Source organism: Kitasatospora sp. NPDC058046 (assembly GCF_042885595.1).
Lineage (GTDB): Bacteria > Actinomycetota > Actinomycetes > Streptomycetales > Streptomycetaceae > Kitasatospora.
On record NZ_JBHVRS010000016.1, the window covers coordinates 207,314 to 231,755 of the forward strand.

Here is a 24,442-nt window from a genome sequence, read left to right on the forward strand (position 1 = left end):
TGGGGTTGGGGTCGGTACCTCCAAATTCCTCTTATGATTCTCGGGCGCCCGGGCGCGGCCCGTGGACGACCGGAGCGCGGCCGGAACGGGGCTGCCGACGGTGGACGAGAGGGCGGGAGGGACCATGGAGCCGGTGTTCGATTCGCGGCACATCAGGACGTTCCACGAGGTCGTCCGGGCCGGCTCCTACTCGGCCGCCGCCCGCGAACTGGGCTACACCCAGCCCGCCATCACCCAGCAGATGAAGGCGCTCGAACGCACCGTCGGCGTCCCGCTCTTCACCCGGGCCGGGCGCGGACTGCGGCTCACCGAGGCCGGCGAGGCGCTCTCCCGGCACGCCGAGCTGATCCTCGGCAGCATGTCCGCCGCCCAGCAGCAGCTCGCCGCGCTGGCCCGGCTGCGCGCCGGTCGGGTGCGGGTCTGCGCCTTCCCCAGCGCCAACGCCACCCTGATACCCCAGGCGATGGCCCGGCTGCTGGCCGAGCACCCCGGTGTGCGGGTCGAGCTGCTGGAGGCCGAGCCGCCGGACTCCGTCCAGCGGCTGCTGCGCGGGGAGTGCGACATCGCGCTGGCGTTCCGGTACCCCGGCGCGGCCGCCGAGGTGCCGGAGGGCGTGGACGAGATCCCGCTGATGGAGGACCTGCTCACGGTGCTGCTGCCGGTCGGGCACCCGCTCGGCCGCCGGCACGCCGTACGGCTGGCCGACCTCGGCGGCGAACGCTGGATCGCCGGATGTCCGCGCTGCCGGGCCAACCTGCTGCACGTCTGTGCGGAGGAGGGCTTCGCACCGGACATCGTCTTCTCCACCGACGACAACCTCGCGGTGCAGTCGCTCGTCGCCGCCGGGGTCGGGATCGCGCTGATGCCGGCGCTGGTGCTCTCCTTCATGTGCCACCGCAAGGTCACCGGACGGGCCGTCGAGCCGCACCTGCGGCGGCAGGTGAGCGCGTACGTGCTGCGCGAGCACCGGCGGATCCCGGCCACCGGGCTGGTGCTGGACCACCTGCGGCAGGCGGCGGCGAGCCGGGTCGGGTGCTGACCCGTCGGCGGGCCACATGACCGACGAGCATGGACTGCCACCCGGCGACCTATAAGCGTTGATGGGGAGATTGCTTACAAACCCTCCTTGGACGTGATGGGTCCATAGGTTCGAACCTGCTGGGATGACACCCTCAGCCACGGTCGGCAGCGACCGGCTCACCGAGCGGATGACCGCGCTGATCAGTGAGATCCGCGCCGTCGTGGACCGCGGGCTCCCGCCGGAGCTCACCGCCTACCTGGTCGGCGAGCGCCTCGCCCCGCACCTGCACGCCGACCCGGACGGGCCCGACGCGCTGCTCACCCCCGCCCAGCGCGAGGGCGACCCGCAGCGCTACCGCCAGCACGTCCTGCACGCCGAGGGGGACGGCAGCTTCTCCGTCGTCGCCCTGGTCTGGCTGCCCGGGCAGCAGACCCCGATCCACGACCACGTCTCCTGGTGCGTGGCCGGCGTCCACCAGGGCCAGGAGAGCGAGACCCGCTACCGGCTGGTCTCCGACGGCCCCACCTCCCGGCTGGTCGAGACCGAGCACGTGGCCGGCCCGGCCGGCACCGTGGCCGCCTTCGCCCCGCCCGGCGACATCCACTTGGTGCGCAACTCCTGTAGCAGCACGGCGATCTCCATCCACGTCTACGGCGCGGACGTCTCGCGGCTCGGCACCAGCATCCGGCGGGTCTACCGGCTGCCCGCCGACCGGCAGCAGTGAGGGCGGCGTGGCACTGACCCTCAGGCACCGCACCGCCGGCACCCGCTCACTGCCCCCGATGCGCGGGGACGCTCCCGGGCTGCTGCTCGCGGCCCTCGGAGTGGCCGCCGCGCTGGGCATCCACGCGCTGGTGCCGGCCGTGCCCGAACTCACCGCCGCCGTCCTGCTCGGCATGCTGGTGGCCCACCTGCCCGGGCTGCGCCCGGTGGTCCGCGGGATCGCCCGGCCGGGGCTGTCCACGGCCGGGAAGCGGCTGATGCGGCTCGGGATCGTCCTGCTCGGGCTCAAGCTCAGCCTGGACGACGTGCTCGGCCTCGGCTGGGCCACCGTCGCCATGGTGCTCGCGGTGGTCGCGGCCACCTTCGCGGGCACGCTCTGGCTGGGCCGGCGGCTCGGCCTGCCCGGGGACCAGCCGCTGCTGGTCGCCACCGGGTACTCGATCTGCGGGGCCTCGGCGATCGGCGCGGTCAGCCAGGCGGCGGGCAGCGAGGAGGAGGACGTCGCGGCCTCGGTGGCGCTGGTGACCCTCTGCGGGACGCTGGCGATCGCCGTGCTGCCGCTGCTCCAGCACCCGCTCGGGCTCGGCGAGCTGGAGTTCGGGCGCTGGGTCGGGGCGAGCGTGCACGACGTCGGGCAGGTCGTCGCCACCGCGCAGACCGGCGGGGCCGGGGCGCTGCGCGAAGCGGTGCTGGTCAAGCTGATGCGTGTGGTGCTGCTGGCGCCGCTGGTCGCGGGGGTGGCCGTGGCGGTGCGGCGGAACCTGCGGGCGGCGCGGGTGGCGGCCTTGGCGGAGGTTCCGGTCGGGGCGCCGGTGGGCGCTCCGGTGGGGGCCTCAGCGGCGGGCGGGGCGGGTGAGGAGGGCGCGGCGTCGGGCGATAAGTCGAGTGCGAAGTCGGGTGAGAAGCCGGCTGAGAAGTCGGTGAAGACCGGCAGCCGTCCGCCGATCGTGCCGCTGTTCGTGGCCGGGTTCCTCGCGATGATCGTCCTGCGGACCACCGGGGTGCTGCCCGAGCGGGCGCTCGACCTGGCCGCGGACGCCCAGGGGCTGCTGCTGGCCGCCGCGCTGTTCGGCCTGGGCAGTGCGGTGCACCTGCCGACCATGGCCCGCACCGGCGGGCGGATCGCCCTGCTCGGACTCGGGTCCTGGGTGGTCGTCGCGGGCGTCTCCTACGTGGGGGTGCTGGTCACGACCTGACGGACCCGGGTGCGGACTCGGCTATTGTCGGGCAGGTGCCCGCCCCGTCCGTACGGGGGCGGCACCGCAGCCGAGTTCGCCCGAGTCCACCAAGGGGGACGGATGACCACCGCACTGCCCGAACGCGACGGCCACGAGGCCGTCGTCACCCTCGACCGGCGGGAGGGTCCGTACGGCGAGGTGGTGCTCCGGCAACGCGGTCGGGACTTCGAGATCATCGCCAACGGCTGCTTCCTGATGGACACCGCCGACGGGCGCTCGGAGCGGCTGCTGATCCAGGCGGCGCTGGACGAGCTGGACCGCCCGGGTGGCCCGGTCGAGCGGCCGTCGGTGCTGATCGGGGGCCTCGGGGTCGGCTTCTCGCTGGCGTACGCGGCGGCCGAGCCGCGCTGGGGACGGATCGCCATCGTCGAGCGGGAGACCGCGATCATCGACTGGCACCGGACCGGCCCGCTCGGCGCCTTCTCCGACGGTGCGCTGGAGGACGCGCGGGTCGAGGTGCTCCACACCGACCTGCTGGAGTACCTCGCGGCGGCGGACGGCGAGCGCTACGACGCGCTGTGCCTGGACATCGACAACGGGCCGGACTGGACCGTCACCGAGTCCAACGACGGGCTGTACGGCGCGGACGGGCTCGCGGTGCTGTGGCACCGGCTGCGGACGGGCGGGGTGCTGGCGGTGTGGAGCGCGCAGCCTTCGCCGGCCTTCGAGGAGGCGCTGCGGGCGGTGGGGTTCTCGGACGTGGTGACGCACGAGATCCCGGTCGCCCGGGGGGTGCCGGACGTGGTGCACCTGGCCCGGCGGGCGGGCTGAGGGCGCGCCGAGGGCCGGCTGAGGGCGGACGCGGATCGGGCCGGGTGCGGCCGGATCGCGGGTGAACCCGGCTGTGGCGGCCGATGGTTGGCGCCTGGTGCGTCAACTGCTGTCGGCATCACGGCTGTTGAACGGCAGGTTGATGGTGGGATCGGGTGGCTGAGAGCGGGAGTCCCTCGGAGCGGATCGCGGCCGAGCTCCGACGTCGCATCGCGGCAGGGGAGTTGGCGCCGGGGGCGCGGGTGCCGTCGACCCGGCGGATCACCCAGGAGTGGGGCGTCGCGATGGCCACGGCGACCAAGGTGCTGAACCGCCTCCGGGAGGAAGGGCTCGTACGGGCCGTTCCCGGGGTGGGCACGGTGGTGGCCGGGAAGGCGGCTCCGGAGGAGGTCCGGGCCCGGGAGCCGCGGCGGGAACCGGCGCGGGAAGCGCGGCCGGTGGCGGAGCCGGCCACGGCGCCGACCGCGGCGCGGCGGGTGAGAGCGGGCGGCGAGGGTGAGCTCACCCGGGAGCGGATCGTCGCGACGGCCGTCCGGGTGGCCGACGAGGAGGGGCTGGCGGCGCTGTCGATGCGCCGGGTCGCGACCGATCTGGGCGTCGCGACGATGTCGCTCTACCGTCATGTGCCCGGCAAGGACGAGCTGTTGCGGCTCATGACGGACGTGGCGTTCGGGGAACAGCCGCTGCCCGAGCCGCCGGCGGAGGACTGGCGGGAGGGGCTGGAGACGGTCGCCCGGCTGCAGTGGCGGATCTACCGGCGTCACCCGTGGCTGGCCTCCACGATGTCCTTCACCCGGCCCGTGCTGGCGCCGGACGCCGCACTGCACACCGAGCGGTCGATGGCCGCCCTGGCGGGGCGGGGTCTGAGCGGCGAGGAGATGGCCCAGGCGGCCGTCGCCCTGGCGGCGTTCGTGTGCGGGCTGGCCGTCCACTTCGAGCGGGAGGCGCAGGCCGAGCAGGACAGCGGGCTGTCCGCGGAGGAGTGGATGGACCGGGTGGAGGGTGAGGAGCACGCCCGGCTGATGGCGGATCCGGAGCGGTTCCCGATGTTCGACGCGATGAGCCGGGGGCCGGAGATCGACCTGGGCCTGGAGGCGCTGTTCGAGTTCGGGATGGCGCGGATGCTGGACGGGGTCGGTCTGATGATCGAGCGGCGGGGGCCGGGGGCGGCGAACAGCTGACAGATGACAGGTAACAGGTAACAGATTTCAGATTTCGTTCGCTGAAATCTGTCAGCTGTCATCTGTCGGTTGTTACCTGTCAGCCGTCAGCTGTCCGTTGACGGCCGTCACCCGTTCGCGGTGACGGCGCGCAGCGGCTTCCCCCGCCTCCGGCTCAGCCGAACGGGCGGTTCTGCGGCTCGGCGTCCGCCTCCTCCGCCGGCTCCGGTTCGGGAGCCGACAGGTCCGGGAGGCCCCCGATGGCGAAGGGGTTGAAGTCCGGCGGCGGGACCATCACCGGCGTGCCCTTGCCCGGAGCCGGCTCCTCCGCGTCCCCGCCCTGCCCCGGACTCCGCTCCGCCGCGGCCGCGGCGGGCGGTGCCTGGGCCGGGATGACGGGCGGGGTCGAGGGCGGCGGCGGGACGGCCGGGCCCTGGGAGGGGAGAGTCGTGCCGAACGGGTCGGCCTTCTGCTCGGCCGCGACCGTGGTGCCGAACGGATCGGCGACCGGAGCCGCCCCGGCAGGCTGGGTGGCGGGCGCGTCGCCCGATACGTCCGGGACGCCCCCCATGGCGAAGGGGTTGAAGTCCGGCGGCGGGACCATCACCGGGGTGCCCTTCGGTCCGCCCTCGGCGTCCGGTGCCGCCTGGTCCCCACCGGCGGCGGGGACCTCCGGGGTCTCCGCGACCGGCGCGAAGGGGTTGAAGTCCGCGGGAGGCACCCGTACCGGTGTGCCGCGCAGGTGCACCGGCCTCTCCTCCGGCGCCTCCGCCGACGCCTCCTCGATGGTGGCGGCAGGCGACGGGGTCGGGGCGGGAGCGGGCGCCGGGGTCGGAACGCTGCTCACCGCGGCGGCCGGGACGGCGGTCGCGGCGCCCGGGACCGGTACGCCGTCCCAGCCGAACTGGATGCTCTTCAGCAGCTCCGCGAACGCCTCCGTGTACAGCTCCCAGTCCTCCGGCCGTGCCGTGGACAGCTGGGCGCACAGCACCGTCCCGCCATCCGGCAGCGGCACGAAGGCCTGGACGGCCGAGGTGACCACCCAGCGCCGCTGTCCGTCGGCGGCCAGCGGTCCGGGTACCGGGACGGTCCGGCCCTCGACCAGGACGGCGGCCGGTCCGGCCGGCAGCAGCACGGTCCACACCTCGGCGTGCCGCCGGACGGTGGCCAGCTCGGTGGCGAGCGCGGTGATCGGCAGCGGGTGCCGGGCGAGCGAGACGACCAGGGCGGCGTCCGAGGCGCGGTCGTCCAGCTCCAGGGCGCAGACGCCGGCGTACACGACGCCCGCGTCGCGGATCAGGTCGGCCAGGGTGGCGGAGATCACCGCGAAGTCGCGCCGCGGCTCCGGACCGGTCGCGCTGAACAGCTCCTCGGCGACCTCGGCCAGGTGCCGGGCCAGCTCATCGGCGGCCGCCACGGTGGCCGGGGCGCTCCCACCGCTCGCACTGCCGCCGCTCGCACTCCCACCGCTCGCACTGCCGCCGGTCCGGTCCGCGCCGTCGGGCAGCGGGGGCACCGTACGGGCGGAGACGCCGGGCGGGCCGCCCGGGGAGGTCAGCGAGTGGAAGCCGGGCGGTACGACCAGCCGGACCTCGGCGCCCGCGCCGGTGGGCAGTTCGACCGGCTGGCGGGTCTGCTGCCCGGCCGCCAGCGCGGCCAGCGCGGGGGCGAACGGCGGACGCAGCTTGGCGTCGGCGAACTCGCCGGTGACCGGGAGCTGGAACAGCGCGGCCGAGGTGGTGCCCCGGTCGGCGATGGCACCGCGCACCGCGCCGCCGCCGTACCGGGCCTGGAGCGCGGTGACCACCCGGTCGGTGAGCCGCGCGCCGGTGCCCGGCCGTCCGGTGCCCGCGGTGGTCACCGTGCCGAGCCGGTCGAGGGCGGTGTGCACCGGGCCGTTGGGGGCCAGCGGCAGGGCGAACAGCGCTTCGGCGGCGGGGTGTTCGGCCGTCCGCAGGGCGCTCAGCGAGGCCACGGGGTGGCGCGAGGTGTGTTGGTCGAAGAGGGCGTCGGTGAGGGTGCCGAGGGTCGCGCAGACCTGCTCCGCTGCCGCGAAGGGATTGGCCTCCACGCTGAACTGGACGTCCTGGGTCACCTGGTGAGCCCCCCGCTCTGCTCCGTCTGCTGTCGGTGGTTCGGGTGGGACCGGCCCCGGCGCGGCGGCGCGCCGTCAGATCCCTGCTCATTCCTATCAGAGCCCACTGTCCTGACCGAACCGCAGGATCACCCGATGATCACTTGGGCGGTCGGCGCGCGGTGACGAGTCCGGCGCCGACCCCGGTTACCGCTCCGCCGGGCACGGTTACCGCTCCGCCGGCCCCGGTCGTCGATCCGCCGACCGCGCGGGTCACTCGGCGGCGGCCCCGGTGGCCTGCGCGGACCCGTCGTCGGGGGTGCCGGCCGCGAGCGCGGTGACCGCCTCGACGATCCCCGGCACGGCGAACAGCCCCGCGAGGTCCCGCACCAGGCGCCCGGTCGGGCCGTTGGGGCGCTCGTCGGCGAAGAAGGAGGCCAGTTCGGCGGCGAGCGCCGGCTCGCGGGCGGCGGTGAGGGTGAGCGCCGCGACGAACTCCTGCACCAGGTGCAGCTGGAGCTCCGCCAGCGGCACCGAGCGCTCGGACAGCCACTCCAGCGAGGTGATCTCGGCGTTGGCGATCCAGGCCCGGACGGTCAGCCGCAGCCCGACGCTCGGCGCGGGGATCGCCAGGTGGGCCAGGATCTGCTCCTGCGCCGCCCGGCGCACGTCGTCGATGACCGCCGAGGTGCCCGCGCTGGCCGCCACCGACCCGCCGCGCAGCAGGGCGGCGAAGCCCGGCCCGTGGCTCTGCACGAAGTCCAGGTAGCGGCCCATCACCCGGTGCAGCCGCTCCGACAGCGGCCCCTCCATGGGCTCCTCGAACCGCGCCGACAGCTCCTGCCCGGCCCGCCGCAGCGACTCCTCGTACAGCGCCTGCTTGCCGGGGAAGTAGTGGTAGACCAGCGGCCGGGAGGCGCCCGCGGCGGCGGCGATGTCGTCGATCGACACCTCTTCCGGCGGTCGGCGGCTGAACAGCTCCAGCGCCACGGCGATCAGCTGCTCCCGCCGCTCGTCCACGCTCAGCCGCCGACGCGGCCGCCCGCCCGCCGCCCCGGCGGATGCGGAGGTCCGTGCTGCGTGGTCGGCCGTCGGAGACGGCGTACGGGAGGCCATGCGCGCCACCCTAGTTCGTCGCGGGCCCTCCGGTGGAGCCTGGGGCGCGCCGCCCGTCGGCCCGCACGCCGTCTCCGAAGCCCGCACGCCGCCCCGCACCCCGAACCGTCGGCTCCGAGGCCTCGGCGGCGCTAGGCGGACCGGAGCTCCAGGTAGCGGCGGTAGGCCTCCAGGCCGTCGGGGACGAAGGTGTCGCGGGTGAGGCGGTCGGCGAGTTCGGCGGGGGTGAGCCAGGCGTGCCAGGCGACCTCGGACTCCTGGGGGGAGACCGGGCCGTCCCACTCCGCCTCGTACATGTCGCACCACCAGGAGAGCCGGTCCTGTTCGAAGAGGAACTTGAACAGGGGCCGCGGGGTGACGCCGTGGACGCCGAGTTCCTCCTCGGCCTCGCGGACGGCGGCCTCGGCGTAGGTCTCGCCGGAGCCGACCACGCCGCCGACGAACATGTCGTACGCGCCGGGGGCGAACAGCTTGGTGTCGGTGCGGCGGTGGACGAAGATCCGTCCGGCCGGGTCGCGGACCAGGATGAAGACGCAGCGGTGGGTGAGCCCGCGCCGGTACACCTCGCCGCGCAGGGCGGTCCCGATCACGCGGTCGTGCTCGTCGACGATGTCCAGCAGTTCCTCGGCAGGGTTGGTCATGGGGGACAGGTTAGGGTTTCGGGGCTCGGTTCGAACGAATTCGATCGAAGAAGGATCGAAGGAGATCGAAAGCGAGCGCACATGGCATGAGAAGCAGCGGAACTGGTCGAGGACGGCACGCGGTGGTGGAGATCTGGGGCGAGACGGCCGAGGGGTTCGAGCCCGTACGGGAGGCCTTCGCACGGAACTTCGCCGACTACGGCGAGCTCGGCGCGGCCTTCGCGCTGTACGTGCGCGGCCGCAAGGTGGTCGACCTGTGGGGCGGCGACGCCCGGCCGGAGGTCGGCGGCCGGCCGGCGCCCGCGGTGCCGTGGACGGCGGACACCGCCCAGGTGCTGCGCTCGGTCACCAAGGGCCTCACCGCGACCGCCGCGCTGCTGCTGGTCGAGCGCGGCCTGCTCGACCTGGACGCCCCGGCGGCCTCGTACTGGCCGGAGTTCGCGGCGGCCGGCAAGGGCCGGGTCCCGGTGCGCCAGCTGCTCTCGCACCAGGCCGGGGTGCCCGCGCTGGACGTGCCGCTGCGGCTGGAGGACGTGCTCACCTGGGAGCGCGCGGCCGCCGCCGTCGCCGCGCAGGAGCCCGCCTGGGAACCCGGCACCGCGCACGGCTACCACCCGTACACCTTCGGCTGGCTGGTCGGCGAGGTGGTGCGCCGGGTGAGCGGCCGGACCATAGGCCAGTACTTCGCCGAGGAGGTCGCCCGGCCGCTCGGGCTGGACCTGTGGATCGGGCTGCCGGCCGGCGCCGCGCCCCGGGTCGGCAAGCTGGTCGACCTGCCGGCCCCGGAGGCGGCGCGGACCGGTCCGAGCGGGCTGCGGCTGCGGCCCAAGCAGTCCGTCCGGGACGCCTACCAGGACCCGGCCTCGCTGACCGCCCGTTCCTTCGCCTCGGTGCGCCCCGGCGTGGACCTCAACGACCCGGCGGTGCAGGCCGCCGAGATCCCCGGGGCCGGCGGCATCGGCACCGCCCGGTCGCTGGCCCGGTTCTACGCGGCACTGATCGGCACGGCCGACCGTGCGGACGGCTCCGGCGCGCTGCTGCCGCCGCTGCTCGGCTCCGAGGTGCTGGCGCGCGCGGTCGGGCCGGCGGTGAGCGGGCCGGACCGGGTGCTGATCGTCAACTCCACCTTCGGCCTGGGCTTCTGGCGGCACGGCCCGACCGCGCCGATGGCCTCCCCGGCGAGCTTCGGCCACCCGGGCCGGGGCGGCTCGCTCGGCTTCGCCGACCCCGACCTGGGGCTGGGCTTCGGCTACGTCACCAACGGCATGCAGCCGGGTGTCACCGGGGACGTCCGCTCGCGGAACCTGATCCGCGCGGTGCGGGGGTGCCTGGGGCTGGACCGGTAGCCCCGGGGTCAGCCTGTAGCCCCGAGGCCCGGCCGGTAGTCCCAGGCCTGGCTGGTGGCCCCGGGTCAGGCCGGTCGCTTCAGGCCTGGCCGGTCTCGAAGCGGCGGATCTTCCCGCCGTCGACGGTGAAGCGCCACGCGGTGCGCATCGTGCCCCAGGTCTCGTTGGTGAACTCGGCGACCAGCGCGTGGCCGCCGTGCGATTCGGTCTGGACGGCCATCCGGCCGTTCGGGCCGAAGATCTCCCGGTCGACCCAGTCCGCCAGGTCGCGCTCGGACCCGTCGTCGGACATGGTCGCGTCCGCGGCGAGCAGCGCGAAGAAGGCCTCGCGGTCGCCCGCGTTGACCGCGGTGACGAAGGCGCGGACGGCGGGGTCGCTGAGTTTCGTGGGGGCGATGGTCACGCGGGACTCCCGGATCGGGGGTTGGGGTACGGGGAGTCCTGTCTACGGCTTTCGCGCGGGCCGTCCGGGCATGTCGGCGGCGCGTCGGTGAAATGGGCGCATTCATGTGCTTTGATCCCCGGAACAGGCGAATCGCCCCGGAGCCCGCCACGGGGAGTGGCGAGGAGCGGGAGGCCCCGGTGGGCCTCCCGCTCCGCTTTGCCGCTCCGCTCCCTGGAGGAAGCCGACTTCCTAGAAGAAGCCGACCGCGTCGGGGGAGTAGCTGACCAGCAGGTTCTTGGTCTGCTGGTAGTGCTCCAGCAGCGCCTTGTGGTTCTCCCGCCCGATGCCGGAGTTCTTGTAGCCGCCGAAGGCCGCGTGGGCCGGGTAGGCGTGGTAGCAGTTCGTCCAGACCCGGCCCGCCTGGATGGCGCGGCCGGCCCGGTGGGCGGTGTTGAGGCTGCGGGTCCAGACGCCCGCGCCGAGCCCGTACTGGGTGTCGTTGGCGAGGGCGACGGCGTGGTCGAAGCCGTCGAAGCGGGTGACCGAGACGACCGGTCCGAAGATCTCCTCCTGGAAGACCCGCATCGAGTTGTCGCCCTCGAAGACCGTCGGCGTGACGTAGTACCCGCCGGCCAGCGCACCGCCGAGGTCGGCCCGCTCGCCGCCCGCCAGGAGCTTGGCGCCCTCCTCCTGGCCGATCTCGAAGTAGGAGAGGATCTTCTTCAGCTGTTCGACACTGGCCTGGGCGCCGACCTGGGTCTCGGTGTCCAGCGGGTCGCCCTGGCGCATCGCCCGGACCCGCTCCAGGCCGTCGGCGAGCAGCCGCTCGTAGATCGCGGAGTCGATCAGCGCGCGGCTGGGGCAGGTGCAGACCTCGCCCTGGTTGAGGGCGAACATCGCGAAGCCCTCGACGGCCTTGTCGTAGAAGGCGTCCGAGGCGGCGGCGACGTCCGCGAAGAACACGTTCGGGCTCTTGCCGCCGAGCTCCAGCGTGACCGGGATCAGGTTGTCGGCGGCCGAGCGGGCGATCAGCCGGCCGGTGGTGGTCTCGCCGGTGAAGGCGACCTTGCGGACCCGGGGACTGGCGGCGAGCGGGGCGCCGGCCTCCTCGCCGAAGCCGGTGACGATGTTGAGCACGCCGGGCGGCAGCAGGTCGGCGGTCAGCTCGGCGAGCAGCAGCACCGAGGCCGGGGTCTGCTCGGCGGGCTTGAGCACCACCGCGTTGCCGGCCGCGAGCGCCGGGGCGAGCTTCCAGATCGCCATCAGGATCGGGAAGTTCCACGGGATGATCTGGCCGACCACGCCCAGCGGCTCGTGGAAGTGGTACGCCACGGTGTCCTCGTCCAGCTGGGAGAGGCTGCCCTCCTGGGCCCGCAGCGCACCGGCGAAGTAGCGCAGGTGGTCGACGGCGAGCGGGAGGTCGGCGGCCAGCGTCTCGCGCACCGGCTTGCCGTTCTCCCAGCTCTCCGCGACGGCCAGCCGCTCCAGGTTCGCCTCCATCCGGTCGGCGACCCGCAGCAGCACCTGCGCGCGCTCGGCGGCCGAGGTGCGGCCCCAGGCCGGGGCGGCGGCGTGGGCCGCGTCCAGGGCGGCCTCGATGTCCTCGGCGGTGCCCCGGGCGACCTCGGTGAACACCTCGCCGGTGACCGGGGTCGGGTTGCCGAAGTACTCGCCGCGCACCGGGGGCGTCCAGTCGCCGCCGATCCAGTGCTCGTACCGGGAGCGGTAGGCGACGATGCTGCCGGGGGTGCCGGGGGGCTGGTAGACCGTCATGCTCGGTGTCTCCTCGCTGCGTCGGGTGCCGCCAGCACGGCTCGGGCCGCGGGCGGCACGCCGGACCGCCCGGTCAGGGGGCGGTCCGGCGGGAGGGGTGGGACACGCCATCGGACCGGCGCCCCGCTGGGCGCCCGCCGTCGAGCACGATAACCGCCCGGCGCCCGGCGCGGCTACGGTCCGTGCGCCGGGCCCGTACGGAGGGTGTGTCCGCCGGCCGCTCCCGGGGGTGTGCCGACGGGAGTCCGGGACCGATCGCCAGGGGCGCCCCGGAGCGGATCACCTCGGGCGCCCGGAACCGGATCGCTGCGGGGCGCGCGTTCCGGCCGCGTTCCCGCGGCGTGCCGCCGCACGCCGCCGCGTGGCCCGGACGGCGCTCCCGGGGCGGGCTGCCGTACGCCCGTCGGGCGGTTCGGGGCGGGCGCCCGGTCAGACCGCGTGGTACCGCCCGGTGCGGGCCTCCCAGCTGAGGTAGCCGGCCAGCCAGGTCAGCAGTCCGTCCGCGTACCGCTCGGCGATCACGCGTTCGATCCGGGAGAGTCCCAACTCGCGGTGGACGTCCGGCAGTCGGTCGCGCAGCTCGGCGCAGCGGTCGACCATCAGCTGGGCTTCGGCGATGACCGCCGCGCAGGCTTCCTCGGCCGAGCAGCACCGCTCCCGCTGGACGATCATGACCAGGTTGTTCACGTCCCCGCGCGGCGCCTCCAGCGGGTAGGAGCGCACGTCGTTGCTGAGGGACGGTATGTCGGCGGCCAGCTGGCGGAGTTGGCGCAGCACCGGGTGGTGCAGGACGGCGGCCGGGACCTCGAACTGGCCCAGGCGTTCGACCATGTCGAAGATGGTCTCCATGGCCGCGGTGCCCCGTCGGAGCTCCAGGTAGCCGTCGCGGTCCGGCGGCCGGGTGGAGATCCGGCCGGCCGCCTCGGCCGGGTGACTGGCCAGGTAGTACTCCCAGTTGTAGGCGGCGCGGGCCTGCCAGCGGGCCGGCATGCCCTGGACGCTGCGGTCCCACAGGTCGGCGAACGCGGTCTCGACCGGGGAGTCCTGGTCGGGGCGGGCGCCGTGCAGGACGGCGATCAGCCGTTCGCAGATCGGGGCGACTTCGGCGGGGCGGCGGCCGAGCGGGCCGTCGAACTGGTCGTCGAAGAGGAAGTAGAAGCCCATCAGGTCGGCGGCCAGGGCGAGTTCGTCCGGACCGGCGTCCGGGTAGCCGAGCGCGGCGAGGTCCACCACTTCCCAGTGGGCGTAGCCGGGGTGGTCGGCGTCGGGTAGCAGGGGGTGGCGGATGAGCCAGTCCCGGTGCAGTGCGGTGGCGCGCGGGCCGTGCGGACTGCGGCGGTGCGGGAACGGAATCTGAAGTGAGGTGTCGTCAGACATCGGACTCCCGGTGCAGCGGAGGTTGGGGGCGCTTTTTGTTCGAGCGCTGATGGTGGGGGGAGTTGACGCGGCGAGGCGCGGGCGGTGGGGGTGGGTTCCGCAAGATCATCCGAACCTCGAAGGCCGTAGGGTATCTGATGCAATGATCGGACGTTAGGGATATAGGGCAGTTGCCCTTGACAAGCCGCCCGAACCCTCACCGTCCGCCCCAGCCTGCACGAATGCCCCACGGGAACGGCCGCGCGGCGCTAACCTCGGCTGCACGCAGTGATGGAGCTGTGACGCGAGCGGGCGAGGCGGAGGCACGACGGTGACCGAGCAGGAGAACGCAATTCGGGCGGGTGCTGGTTCCGCCCACGAGGGCGACGGCACCGCGCCCCGGGTCCGGCTGCACGACCGCGACTCCGAACTGCGCTCGGTGGAGGCCGCCGTGGACCAGCTCTGCCGCGGCTTCGCCGCAGGTGGCACCGAGATCGGTGACCTGCTCACCTTCTCCGGCCGCCCCGGCATCGGAAAGACCAGTCTGCTGCACGAGGTCCGGCGGCTCGCCAAGCTCCGCGACGGCGCCACCGTGCTCTTCGCCCGAGGCGGAGAACGGCAGTTCAAGGATCCGTACCACGTGCTGCGGCAGCTGCTCCAGCCCGTGCTCAGCGACCTGCCGCCGGACGTGTTCGCCCAGGTCATGGGCACCTGGGAGGAGGTCGTCGGACCGGCCATGGGCCTCAAGCAGCCCAAGGCCGGCGCCCGCCGCCTCGACCCGCAGGGCGTGCGCGACGGCCTCGACTACGTCCTCACCCAGCTCGCGCCGCGCCGGGCGCCGATGGTGATGATCGTCGACGACCTGCACTGGGCGGACGGGGAGTCACTCTCCTGGCTGACCAAGTTCGCCATCCGATCGAGTGAACTTCCCGTCCTGCTCGTCTTCGCCTTCCGGGAGGACGAGAGCGACTGGCCCACCGAGACCCAGGAATTCCGCCGGGCCGTCCTCGGACTCAAGGCGCGCAGGCACGAGCTCAACCGCCTCAACCTCAGCTCGGTCACCGACATGATCCGTGCCGAACTCGGCGACAAGGCCGAGGAGGCCTTCTGCTACGAGTTCTGGAACGTCGTCAACGGCAACCCGTTCGAGGTCATCGCCCTGCTCGACCAGGTCCGCGACCAGGAGCTCGAACCGGTCGAGGAGAACTCCCGGCAGCTGCGCGAACTCGCCGTCGACGCCACCGGGATGACCCTCAAGAGCTGGCTGGACCGGCTCGGCGCCAGCACCCTGCGGTACGCCTGGGCCTGCGCGATGCTGGGCACCGACATCCGGGTGGACCTCGCCACCCGGATCTCCACCCAGAGCACCGAGGGCGCCCGCGAGTCCATCAAGCAGCTGCGCAAGCAGCGCGTGCTGACCCAGACCCCCAACGGGAACCTGGAGTTCGTCCACCCGCTGATCGCCAGCTCCATCTACAACACCATGCCGGACGCCACCCGCCTCGGCATGCACGGCATCGCCGCCGCCGAGATCGAGAACGCCGGACTCGGCCTGCTCGCCGCCTCCCGCCACCTGGTCGAGACCCACTCCGGCGAGGGCGACGACCGGATCGTCAAGAAGCTGCGCCGCGCCGCCATCGAGCACCAGCTGATCGGCGCCCCCGAGGCCGCCCAGCGCTGTCTGCACCGCGCGCTCAACGAGCCGCCCGCCGACGAGATCAAGGCCGAGGTGATGTACGAACTCGGCTGCTCCGCACTGCTCACCGACCCCGTCGCCACCGTCAACCAGCTCAAGCTGGCCCTCGACCCCGACGAGCTGCCGCTGCGGCCCGAACTGCGCGTGGACGCCACCTTCCGGCTCTCCGAGGTGCTCGCCCACGCCGGTGAGCTGGGCGAGGCCGCCCTGGTCTGCCAGCGCGAGGCCGAGCAGACCGTCGACCCGGCCGGCCGTCAGCGGCTCCAGGCCGCCTCGTTCATGTGGCACGCCTTCCGCAAGTCCGAGGAGGACGGCCCGGGCCGCTCCGCCCGGCTCGGCGAGATGTGCCGGAGCCTGAACGGTAAGGAGGCCTCCGCCCGGGCCGTACTCGCCATGCGCGCCTGGGACCTCACCCTGCGCGGCGCCCCGTCCGCGGAGGCGCTCGCGCTCGCCGACGAGGTCCTCGACGGCGGACGGCTGCCCAAGGGCCTCGGGTGGACCGACACCACCTGGGGCTTCGAACTACCCTCGATGCTCTGCCTCACATACATCTACAACGACCGCATCGCCCAGGCCGAACGGCTGGCCGCGGACGCCATCATCCAGTTCGAGGTGGCCGGTTGGAGCGGTGCCCACCGGGGCTTCGCCTACTTCCTGATGGGCCTGGCCCGGTTCCGCCGCGGCCTGCTCGCCGAGGCCGAGGACTTCCTGCGCCGGGCGCACCGCATCTCCGAGCGGATCGGGGACATGCTGCCGCTGGCCTGGGACGCGGTCGGCGTGCTGGTCGACACCCTGCTCGCCCGCGGCCGGATCGACGAGGCCTGGCAGCTGGCCAACGACTCCGGCTTCCACCCGCCGTACCACGCGACCGCCATGGTGCTGCCGGACGCCGCCTCGTTGTACGGCAAGCTGCTGGTCGCCAAGACCCGCAACGCGGGCGCGGCCGCCGCGCTCACCGAGGCCGGCTCCCAGCTGGAGATCCGCGGCTGGCGCAACACCGTCTGGGCGCCCTGGGCCGGCCACCTCGCCATCGCGATCGCGGGCGACGAGCCCGAGCGTGCCCGGGAGTACGCCCAGAAGGCGGTCCATGACGCGCGGGCCTTCGGCACCGCCTCGGCGATCGGCAGCGCGCTGCGGCTGTACGCGCGGATCGAGCACGGCCGACAGGCGGTCGAGCTGCTGGAGGAGGCCGTGGCGTACCTCGGGCAGTCCCCGGCCGGATACGAGCACGCCGTCGCGCTGGTCGACCTCGGGGCCGCGCTGCGCCGGGTCGGTCGGCTGGACGACGCCCAGGAGTGCCTGTACCAGGGCATCGAGCTGGCCCAGCACTGCTCGGCGGAGGGGCTGGTCGACCGGGCGCGGCAGGAGCTCGCCAACTACGGCCTGCGGCCCAACCGGGTGGGGCTGCGCGACTTCCGGGACACCCTGGAGACGCTCAGCAGCTCGGAGTGGGAGGTCGCCAAGCGGGCCGTGCAGGGCGTGCCGCCGCAGCGGATCGCCGACGAGCTCGGGGTGCCGATCGGAATCGTCAACCGGCGGCTGGCGGCGGTCTACCGCAAGGCGGGCAGCGGGCCGGACGGCCTGGCCTCGGCGCTCGGGCTGCCGCCGCAGCAGCGGGACCTGGGGCGGCTGGGGGACCTGAACGACTAGGCGGGCGAGGGGCGAGGGGCGAGGGGCGGGTGCCGGGCCGGTGCCGGGCGCGGCGGTCAGCGCCCGGCGTGCGGGTCCGGCGCCCGGCGTGCGGATGGTGGACGGCGGCGCGCGGGGCGGCGCGTGGGCTGGTGGAAGCGCCCCCGCTGCCGCCGCCGTCGCTAGGCTGACGGACACGGGGCTGCCGCGGCGCCCCCTCGACGGACCCGGAACCGGGCGGCCGCGGTGCAACGCCCGCCGCCAGTGAGGAGCAGGCCAATGGCGAGCGAGGCCACCAGCGTGCGGCAGGAACCCCTGGACCCTTCGGGCGCGGGTGCCGCGATCGAGCGCTGGACGCTCACGGCCGGCCCGTACGAGGCGAGCGTGCTCACCCTCGGGGCGACCCTGCACACCCTGAGCGCACCGGACCGCTCCGGCCGCTCCGCCCAACTGCTGCTGGCCACCGACCGGTTGTCCGAGATCCTCGGCCCGGCCCGGCACTACGGCACGGTGGTGGGCCGGTACGCCAACCGGATCGACCGCTCGTCGGTCACCATCGACGGCGAGGAGCACCAGCTCGCTCCGACCGGCGGCGGCATGACCATCCACGGCGGTCCGGACGGCTTCGCGCACCGGATGTGGGCGGCCGAGCCGGTCGAGGGCGGGGTGCGGCTGGCGCTGCACAGCCCGGACGGGGACCAGGGCTTCCCCGGCGCGTTGGACGTCACCGTCACGTACACCCTGGACGCCTCCGGCGAGCTGGTGATCGCCTACCGTGCCGTCACCAGCAAGCCGACCGTCGTCAACCTGACCAACCACGCGTACTTCAACCTCTCGGGTGAAGGCAGCGGCGACGTCCTGGGCCACCTGCTCACCCTGGACGCCGACGCGTTCACCCCGGCCGACGAGCGGCAGATCCCGTACGGCCGGACCGAGCCGGTGGCCGGCACGCCGTTCGACTTCACGGCGGCCACGCCGATCGGCAAGTCGGTGCACGACGAGCACCCCCAGCTGGCCGGGCCCGGCGGCTACGACCACAACTGGGTGCTGCGCGCCCGGCCGGCGGACGGGGCCCCGGCGCGGGCCGCGCTGCTGGAGGACCCGGTCAGCGGCCGCACCCTGGAGGTGCTGACCACCGAGCCGGGCATCCAGGTCTACACGGCGAACAAGTTCCAGGGCGCGGTCACCGGCGCGAGCGGCGTCCCGTACGGGCCGTTCGCCGGGATCGCCCTGGAGACCCAGCACTTCCCGGACTCCCCGCACCACCCGGCGTTCCCCAGCACGGAGCTGCGGCCGGGGGAGGAGTTCCGCTCGACCACCGTGCTCCGGCTGGGGATCCATCAGTAGGACCGGTGGGACCGAACCGACGGGTGGGACCGAACCGACGGCTGGGACCGACCGGCAGGGCTGATCAGGAGGACCGGCCGGCCGGGGCCGGCGCTACGGCCGCAGGTCCCGGCGCATGCAGAGCCGGGGCCAGCGGTCCAGGCCGTGCTCGGCCTCCTTGCGGCGGATCTCCCGCAGGCCCGGCGTGAGTTCCTCCTCGGCCAGCGGCCGAAAGCCGCAGCGGGCGTAGTAGGGGGCGTTCCAGGGGACCTCAACGAAGGTCGTGAGGGTGAGCGCCGGGGCGTCGGCGGTTTCGGCGAGGTGCTCGATCAGCGCCCGGCCGATGCCGCGGCGGGCGTGGTCGGGGTGCACGGAGACCTGTTCGATGTGGAGGGCGCCGTCCACCGGCTCGGCCAGCAGGTAGGCGGCGACGGTTCCGTCGGGGGCCTCGGCGAGCAGGGCGACGCCCCGCTCCAGGTAGTGCGCCAGCTCCTCGGGTGCGGGGGGTTCGTCCTCGGCGATCTCCGGCATGCCGATCGCGGCGAAGGGTGCGCCGGCGGCCCGCTCCAGCTCGGCGAGCAGCGGAAGTTCGTCCCTGGTGACGGCTCTGATTCGCATGCGTCCAGTCTGCTGCAGAGCGTTTCCGGCCACGCACGGTGGTTCCGTCGGCCAGCCCACGGAGGGGTGAATCGGGCGAAACGGGGCAATCGGTGCCGCCGTCAACTACCGAGTGGCTACGTCCAGGACACGCGGGCGTAACGATCGCGGTTTCTTGCAGAAACTTGCTGCAAGGACTTTCCGTCCCTCTTGCGCCGCTGTTAACTTCCTTCCCGAGCCCGACGGCAGCAACGGTGCGGTCGGCACGAGGCAGCCATTATGCGCCTGTCTCGGAACATCTCGGGCACCCCCACCCTCCCTAGGAGTTCTCATGCGGCGTGGCATCGCGGCCTCTGCCCTCGTTGTGGCCCTCGCGGTCTCGATGGCTGCCTGTGGCAGCAGCGGCTCCAGCTCCGACGGCAAGGCCGACGGGCCGGTCACCCTCACGTACTGGGACACGTCGAACGCCACCAACGAGGCGCCGAACTACCAGGAGCTCGTCAAGAAGTTCGAGGCTGCGAACCCGACCGTCAAGGTCGACTTCGTCAACGTGCCGTTCGACCAGGCGCAGAACAAGCTGCAGACCGCCATGGGGGCCAAGGGTGCTCCGGACGTGTTCCGCTCCGAGGTCGGCTGGACCGCCGCCTTCGCCAAGGCCGGCTTCCTGGAGCCGCTGGACGGCACCCCGGCCGCCGCTGACACCTCCGCCTTCCAGCCGAGCCTGATCCAGCAGGCCAAGTACGAGGGCAAGCTGTACGGCGTTCCGCTGGTGACCGACACGCTCGGCCTGCTCTACAACAAGGAGCTGTTCACCAAGGCCGGCATCACCGAGGCGCCGAAGACCTGGGACGAGCTGAAGACCGACGCCGCCGCCGTCAAGGAGAAGGCCGGCGTGGACGGCTTCTGGCTGAAGGCCGCGGACGGCTACTACGCGATGCCGTTCCTGTACGGCGAGGGCACCGACACCGTCGACGCCGCCGGCAAGAAGATCAGCGTCGCCTCGCCGGAGGCCGTCAAGGCCGTCGAGACCTACAAGACGATGTTCACCTCGCCCGGCACCGTCAAGGCCGACGTCACCACCGACGCCTACGCCCACATGATGGACGCCTTCAACAGCGGCAAGGTCGCGGCGATCGTCCAGGGCCCCTGGGAGATCACCAACATCTACAAGGGCTCGGCCTTCGCCGACAAGAACAACCTCGGCATCGCCGCCGTCCCGGCCGGCTCCAGCGGCAAGGCCGCCGCTCCCACCGGTGGTCACAACATCGCTGTGTACGCGGGTGCCGACAAGGCCCACAAGGCCGCCGCGGAGAAGTTCGCCGCCTTCATGACCTCGGCCGAGAGCCAGGCGTTCATCGCGCAGAAGAACTCCACCCTGCCGACCCGCTCCGACGCCTTCACCGCCGACGTCAAGGCCGACCCGGGCATCGCCGGCTTCCAGGCCGTGCTGAGCAGCGCCAGGCCGCGCCCCGAACTGCCCGAGTACAGCTCGCTGTTCGCCTCGCTGAGCACCAACCTGGGCAAGGCCGTCCAGGGTACGAGCACCCAGGACGCGCTGAACACCGTCTCCACCGACTACGCCAAGCTCCTGCCGGGCTTCGCCAAGTAGTCCCTGTGCCCGGCCCGCCGGTCGACGGGTGACAGCGGACGAGGAGCGGCCGAACGCGTGACGGCGAACGAATAACAGAGAACAGATTTCATCATCTGTCAGTTGTTCGCCGTCCGCCGTTCGGCGCCGCCCCTCACCTGTCGCCCCCCCCGGAGGGCCGGGCCGTCGGCTCCCCCCGAGAATCCCCCCGAGAAGGTGCAAACGATGTCAGTCGCCGTGCAGGGCGCCACCGGCAAGGGCAGCCGGGAGCGCGAGCAGCGTCCGGGCCTACTGGAACGCGTCAAGCGCTCCTACGCCAAGCACTGGTACGCCTACGCGATGATCGCCCCGGTCGTGCTGGTGCTCGGCGTGCTGGTGCTCTACCCGCTCGCCGAGGGCATCTGGCTCACCCTCACCGACGCCAACAGCCTCAACATGGCGCGCAAGATCGGCGTCAACGAGATCCCGGCGACCTACCAGTTCGTCGGCTTCCACAACTACGCCGACATCCTGTGGGGCCCGGGCTCGTACGACCGCTTCTGGTCGCACTTCGTCTGGACCATCGCCTGGACGGCCGTCTGCGTCTTCCTGCACTACACCCTCGGGCTCGGCCTCGCGCTGCTGCTCAACCAGAAGCTGCGCGGCCGCGCCGCCTACCGGATGCTGCTCATCCTGCCGTGGGCCGTACCGACCTTCGTCACCGTCTTCTCCTGGCGGCTGATGCTCGCCGACGGCGGCGTCGTCAACAGCATCCTCTCCTTCCTGCACCTGCCCGAGCCGGGCTGGCTCACCGAGCCGTGGGCGCAGAAGGCGGCCGCGATCATGGTGAACACCTGGGCCGGCGTGCCGTTCATGATGATCTCGCTCCTCGGCGGCCTCCAGTCGATCCCGGCCGAGTTGTACGAGGCCGCCGAGATGGACGGCGCCACCGCCTGGCAGCGCTTCCGGTACGTCACCCTGCCCGGCCTGCGCTCCGTCTCCTCCACGGTCGTGCTGCTCGGCGTGATCTGGACGTTCAACCAGTTCAACGTGATCTTCCTGCTGTTCGGCACCGGCGCCCCCGACGCCCAGCTGCTGGTCACCTGGGCGTACCGCCTCGGCTTCGGCCAGATCCCGCGGGACTACGCGCAGTCCGCCGCCTACGGCGTGATCCTGCTGTCCATCCTGATCGTCTTCACCGCCTTCTACCGGCGCTGGCTCGCCCGCAACGAGCAGGCCAACGGCTGAGGCCCCGGACCCAGTTGACCCACGAAGGCAGGTACCCCCGATGAGCACCACCACCGAACTCCCGGCCCGTGCGGCGGCCCCGGCCCCGGCGGCCCGGCCCGCCAAGGTCCGCCGTCGCGGCGAGCGCAGCCCGCTGGCCCGGGCGCTGTCCCACGGCACCCTGATCCTGGCCGGCCTGATCGCGCTGTTCCCGGTCGCGTGGATCCTGTTCGTCTCGCTCGGCCCGGACAAGACCGACTACCTCCACCCCGGCCAGATCCTCGACAAGCTGACGCTGTCGAACTACCAGCACGTGCTGTCCGACACCGACTTCTTCACCTGGTTCGGCAACGCCCTGCTGGTCTCCGGGGTCACCACCGTGTTCGGCGTGATGCTCGCCGCCACCACCGGCTACGCCGTCTCCCGGATGAAGTTCCCCGGGCACAAGCCGCTGATGTGGTCGCTGCTGGTCACCCAGATGTTCCCGATCGCGGTGCTGATCGTGCCGATGTACACGATGCTCTCCGAACTCGGCCTGCTGGACAGCTACACCGGCCTGATCCTGGTCTACTCGACCACCACCGTGCCGTACTGCGCCTGGCTGCTGAAGGGCTACTTCGACACCATCCCGGTGGAGATCGACGAGGCCGGCCGGGTCGACGGGCTCAGCCCGTTCGGCACCTTCTGGCGGCTGGTGCTGCCGCTCGCCCGCCCGGGCCTGGCGGTGGCGGCCTTCTACTCGTTCCTCACCTACTGGGCCGAGGTGCCGTTCGCCTCCACGTTCATGCTCAGCTCCGACAAGTACACGCTGGCCGTGGGCCTGCAGACCTTCGTCAGCGAGCACGACGCCCAGTGGAACCTGATGGCCGCGACCGCCGTGCTGATCGCGATCCCGTCCGCGGCCTTCTTCTACCTGGTGCAGCGCCACCTGGTCACCGGTCTGACCGCCGGCGCCTCCAAGTCGTAGCGCGCCACCGCGTCGTCACGCACCACCCGCACGCCGCCGTTCCCGACCACGTCGTCACGCGCCTCCACGTCCCGGCGCCTTCCGCTCCTCTAGTCCCCAAGGGATACCGTCCATGACCCAGAACCTGGCCGACACCTCCCGGCCTGCCGCCGACACCGCTCACGAGGCGAACGTCAGCGCGTCCAGAGGCTGGTGGCGGGACGCGGTCATCTACCAGGTGTACCCGCGCAGCTTCGCCGACTCCAACGGCGACGGCATGGGCGACCTGCCCGGCGTCCGCAGCCGCCTGCCCTACCTGCGCGACCTCGGGGTGGACGCGGTCTGGCTGTCGCCGTTCTACGCCTCGCCGCAGGCGGACGCCGGCTACGACGTCGCCGACTACCGCGCCGTGGACCCGATGTTCGGCACCCTGCTGGACGCCGACGCCCTCATCCGGGACGCCCACGACCTGGGCCTGCGGATCATCGTCGACCTCGTCCCCAACCACTCCTCGGACCACCACGAGTGGTTCCAGCGCGCCCTGCGGGAGGGCCCCGGCTCCCCGCTGCGCGACCGCTACCACTTCCGCCCCGGCAAGGGCGAGCAGGGCGAACTCCCGCCCAACGACTGGGAGTCCATCTTCGGCGGCCCGGCCTGGACCCGCAGCGAGAACCCGGACGGCACCCCCGGCGACTGGTACCTGCACCTGTTCGCCCCGGAGCAGCCCGACTTCAACTGGGAGAACCAGGCCGTCGCCGACGAGTTCCGCTCGATCCTGCGGTTCTGGCTCGACATGGGCGTGGACGGCTTCCGCATCGACGTCGCCCACGGCCTGGTCAAGGCCCCCGGCCTGCCCGACCTCGGCGGCGCCGACCAGCTGAAGCTGCTCGGCAACGACGTCATGCCGTTCTTCGACCAGGACGGCGTGCACGAGATCTACCGCAGTTGGCGCACGATCCTCGACGAGTACCCGGGGCAGCGGATCGGCGTCGCCGAGGCCTGGACCCCGACCGTCCAGCGCACCGCCAACTACGTCCGCCCCGACGAGCTGCACCAGGCTTTCAACTTCCAGTACCTGGGCACCGGTTGGGAGGCCGCCGCGCTGCGCGAGGTGATCGACCTCTCGCTCGACTCGATGCGTCCGGTCGACGCCCCCACCACCTGGGTGCTGTCCAACCACGACGTCACCCGGCACGCCACCCGGTTCGCCAACGAGCCCGGCCTCGGCACCCAGATCCGCACCCCCGGCGACCGGGCGCTCGGCCTGCGCCGCGCCCGCGCCGCCACCCTGCTGATGCTCGCGCTGCCCGGCTCGGCGTACGTCTACCAGGGCGAGGAGCTCGGCCTGCCGGACGTCACCGACCTGCCCGACGAGGTCCGCCAGGACCCGTCCTTCTTCCGCCAGGCCGGCCAGGACGGCTACCGCGACGGCTGCCGCGTCCCGATCCCGTGGTCCGGCACCGAGGCCCCGTACGGCTTCGGCCCGGTGGCCGGCGGGCCGTCCTGGCTGCCGCAGCCGGCCGAGTGGGCCGAGCTGAGCGTCGAGGCGCAGACCGGCGACCCGAACTCCACCCTGGAGCTCTACCGCAGCGCGCTGGCCGTCCGCCGGGCCCAGCCCGACCTCGGCGCCGGCACCGGGGTCGAGTGGCTGGAGAGCCCCGAGGGCACCCTGGCGTTCCGCCGCGGCGCCTTCGTCTGCACCGTGAACACCACCGGCGAGCCGGTGCGGATCGCGGCCCCGGGCACGCTGCTGCTCGCCTCGACCGACCTCGTGGTGGACGGTGGCGAGACGGTGCTCGCTCCGGACAGCACCGGCTGGTGGGCGGTCTGACGTGGTTGGAATAGGCTCT

19 protein-coding genes are annotated in these 24,442 nt (G+C 73.2%); 12 read left to right on the forward strand and 7 right to left on the reverse strand.

All coding sequences use genetic code 11. The features are described from left to right. Positions 1 to 133 precede the first annotated feature (133 nt). The 5 genes from ACFVU7_RS29045 to ACFVU7_RS29065 all read left to right on the forward strand — a co-directional run bounded on the left by ACFVU7_RS29045 (position 134) and on the right by ACFVU7_RS29065 (position 4,934). Complete coding sequence (locus tag ACFVU7_RS29045; protein ID WP_049649505.1) at positions 134 to 1,039, forward strand: LysR family transcriptional regulator; 906 nt, start codon at positions 134 to 136, stop codon at positions 1,037 to 1,039. Between the two features lie 124 nt (positions 1,040 to 1,163). Continuing rightward, complete coding sequence (locus ACFVU7_RS29050) at positions 1,164 to 1,745, forward strand: cysteine dioxygenase family protein (protein WP_074004375.1); 582 nt, start codon at positions 1,164 to 1,166, stop codon at positions 1,743 to 1,745. A gap of 58 nt (positions 1,746 to 1,803) precedes the next feature. Further along, the gene (locus ACFVU7_RS29055) at positions 1,804 to 2,940 is read left to right on the forward strand and encodes a YeiH family protein (RefSeq protein WP_380777729.1); all 1,137 of its coding nucleotides are present in this window, start codon (positions 1,804 to 1,806) and stop codon (positions 2,938 to 2,940) included. A 102-nt stretch (positions 2,941 to 3,042) separates the two neighbouring features. Next, positions 3,043 to 3,753: a spermidine synthase gene (locus ACFVU7_RS29060; protein WP_388047964.1), complete on the forward strand. Its 711-nt coding sequence runs from the start codon at positions 3,043 to 3,045 to the stop codon at positions 3,751 to 3,753. Between the two features lie 155 nt (positions 3,754 to 3,908). Beyond that, positions 3,909 to 4,934 (forward strand): TetR/AcrR family transcriptional regulator C-terminal domain-containing protein, encoded by a 1,026-nt coding sequence (locus ACFVU7_RS29065; RefSeq protein WP_388047965.1) that lies wholly within the window; start codon positions 3,909 to 3,911, stop codon positions 4,932 to 4,934. A 154-nt stretch (positions 4,935 to 5,088) separates the two neighbouring features. On the opposite strand, the gene ACFVU7_RS29070 is transcribed toward ACFVU7_RS29065, so the two are convergent. From ACFVU7_RS29070 to ACFVU7_RS29080, 3 genes are all read right to left on the reverse strand, one after another. Further along, a complete protein-coding gene (locus tag ACFVU7_RS29070) occupies positions 5,089 to 7,008 on the reverse strand; it encodes a hypothetical protein (RefSeq protein ID WP_388047967.1) in 1,920 nt (639 codons plus the stop codon). A 252-nt stretch (positions 7,009 to 7,260) separates the two neighbouring features. Next, complete coding sequence (locus ACFVU7_RS29075; RefSeq protein WP_387819931.1) at positions 7,261 to 8,103, reverse strand: TetR/AcrR family transcriptional regulator; 843 nt, start codon at positions 8,101 to 8,103, stop codon at positions 7,261 to 7,263. Positions 8,104 to 8,234: 131 nt separating this feature from the next. Then, a complete protein-coding gene (locus tag ACFVU7_RS29080; RefSeq protein WP_049649511.1) occupies positions 8,235 to 8,744 on the reverse strand; it encodes an NUDIX hydrolase in 510 nt (169 codons plus the stop codon). Between the two features lie 122 nt (positions 8,745 to 8,866). Between ACFVU7_RS29080 and ACFVU7_RS29085 the strand changes: the two genes are divergently transcribed. After that, positions 8,867 to 10,090: a serine hydrolase domain-containing protein gene (locus ACFVU7_RS29085; RefSeq protein WP_388047969.1), complete on the forward strand. Its 1,224-nt coding sequence runs from the start codon at positions 8,867 to 8,869 to the stop codon at positions 10,088 to 10,090. A gap of 79 nt (positions 10,091 to 10,169) precedes the next feature. On the opposite strand, the gene ACFVU7_RS29090 is transcribed toward ACFVU7_RS29085, so the two are convergent. The 3 genes from ACFVU7_RS29090 to ACFVU7_RS29100 form a co-directional block, all read right to left on the reverse strand. Further along, positions 10,170 to 10,493, reverse strand: a complete 324-nt coding sequence (locus tag ACFVU7_RS29090) for a hypothetical protein (RefSeq protein ID WP_049649513.1) — start codon at positions 10,491 to 10,493, stop codon at positions 10,170 to 10,172. Positions 10,494 to 10,724: 231 nt separating this feature from the next. Beyond that, positions 10,725 to 12,248, reverse strand: a complete 1,524-nt coding sequence (locus ACFVU7_RS29095) for an aldehyde dehydrogenase family protein (RefSeq protein WP_049649514.1) — start codon at positions 12,246 to 12,248, stop codon at positions 10,725 to 10,727. A gap of 429 nt (positions 12,249 to 12,677) precedes the next feature. Then, positions 12,678 to 13,625, reverse strand: a complete 948-nt coding sequence (locus ACFVU7_RS29100; RefSeq protein WP_049649515.1) for a hypothetical protein — start codon at positions 13,623 to 13,625, stop codon at positions 12,678 to 12,680. A 310-nt stretch (positions 13,626 to 13,935) separates the two neighbouring features. Between ACFVU7_RS29100 and ACFVU7_RS29105 the strand changes: the two genes are divergently transcribed. Then, a complete protein-coding gene (locus tag ACFVU7_RS29105) occupies positions 13,936 to 16,950 on the forward strand; it encodes an AAA family ATPase (protein ID WP_079272478.1) in 3,015 nt (1,004 codons plus the stop codon). Positions 16,951 to 17,208: 258 nt separating this feature from the next. Beyond that, positions 17,209 to 18,276 (forward strand): aldose epimerase family protein, encoded by a 1,068-nt coding sequence (locus ACFVU7_RS29110; protein WP_388047971.1) that lies wholly within the window; start codon positions 17,209 to 17,211, stop codon positions 18,274 to 18,276. 93 nt (positions 18,277 to 18,369) lie between these two features. On the opposite strand, the gene ACFVU7_RS29115 is transcribed toward ACFVU7_RS29110, so the two are convergent. Then, complete coding sequence (locus ACFVU7_RS29115) at positions 18,370 to 18,873, reverse strand: GNAT family N-acetyltransferase (protein WP_074004380.1); 504 nt, start codon at positions 18,871 to 18,873, stop codon at positions 18,370 to 18,372. A 310-nt stretch (positions 18,874 to 19,183) separates the two neighbouring features. On the opposite strand from ACFVU7_RS29115, the gene ACFVU7_RS29120 reads away from it, so the two are divergent. The 4 genes from ACFVU7_RS29120 to ACFVU7_RS29135 all read left to right on the forward strand — a co-directional run bounded on the left by ACFVU7_RS29120 (position 19,184) and on the right by ACFVU7_RS29135 (position 24,423). Beyond that, a complete protein-coding gene (locus ACFVU7_RS29120) occupies positions 19,184 to 20,461 on the forward strand; it encodes an extracellular solute-binding protein (RefSeq protein ID WP_388047973.1) in 1,278 nt (425 codons plus the stop codon). Positions 20,462 to 20,665: 204 nt separating this feature from the next. Further along, positions 20,666 to 21,667 carry a carbohydrate ABC transporter permease gene (locus ACFVU7_RS29125; RefSeq protein ID WP_049650566.1) on the forward strand — a complete coding sequence of 334 codons (1,002 nt, stop codon included), beginning with the start codon at positions 20,666 to 20,668 and terminating at the stop codon, positions 21,665 to 21,667. Between the two features lie 40 nt (positions 21,668 to 21,707). Then, positions 21,708 to 22,613, forward strand: a complete 906-nt coding sequence (locus tag ACFVU7_RS29130) for a sugar ABC transporter permease (RefSeq protein WP_049650565.1) — start codon at positions 21,708 to 21,710, stop codon at positions 22,611 to 22,613. 112 nt (positions 22,614 to 22,725) lie between these two features. Beyond that, on the forward strand, positions 22,726 to 24,423 hold the full coding sequence (locus tag ACFVU7_RS29135; RefSeq protein ID WP_388047975.1) for a glycoside hydrolase family 13 protein: 1,698 nt from the start codon (positions 22,726 to 22,728) through the stop codon (positions 24,421 to 24,423). Positions 24,424 to 24,442 lie beyond the last annotated feature (19 nt).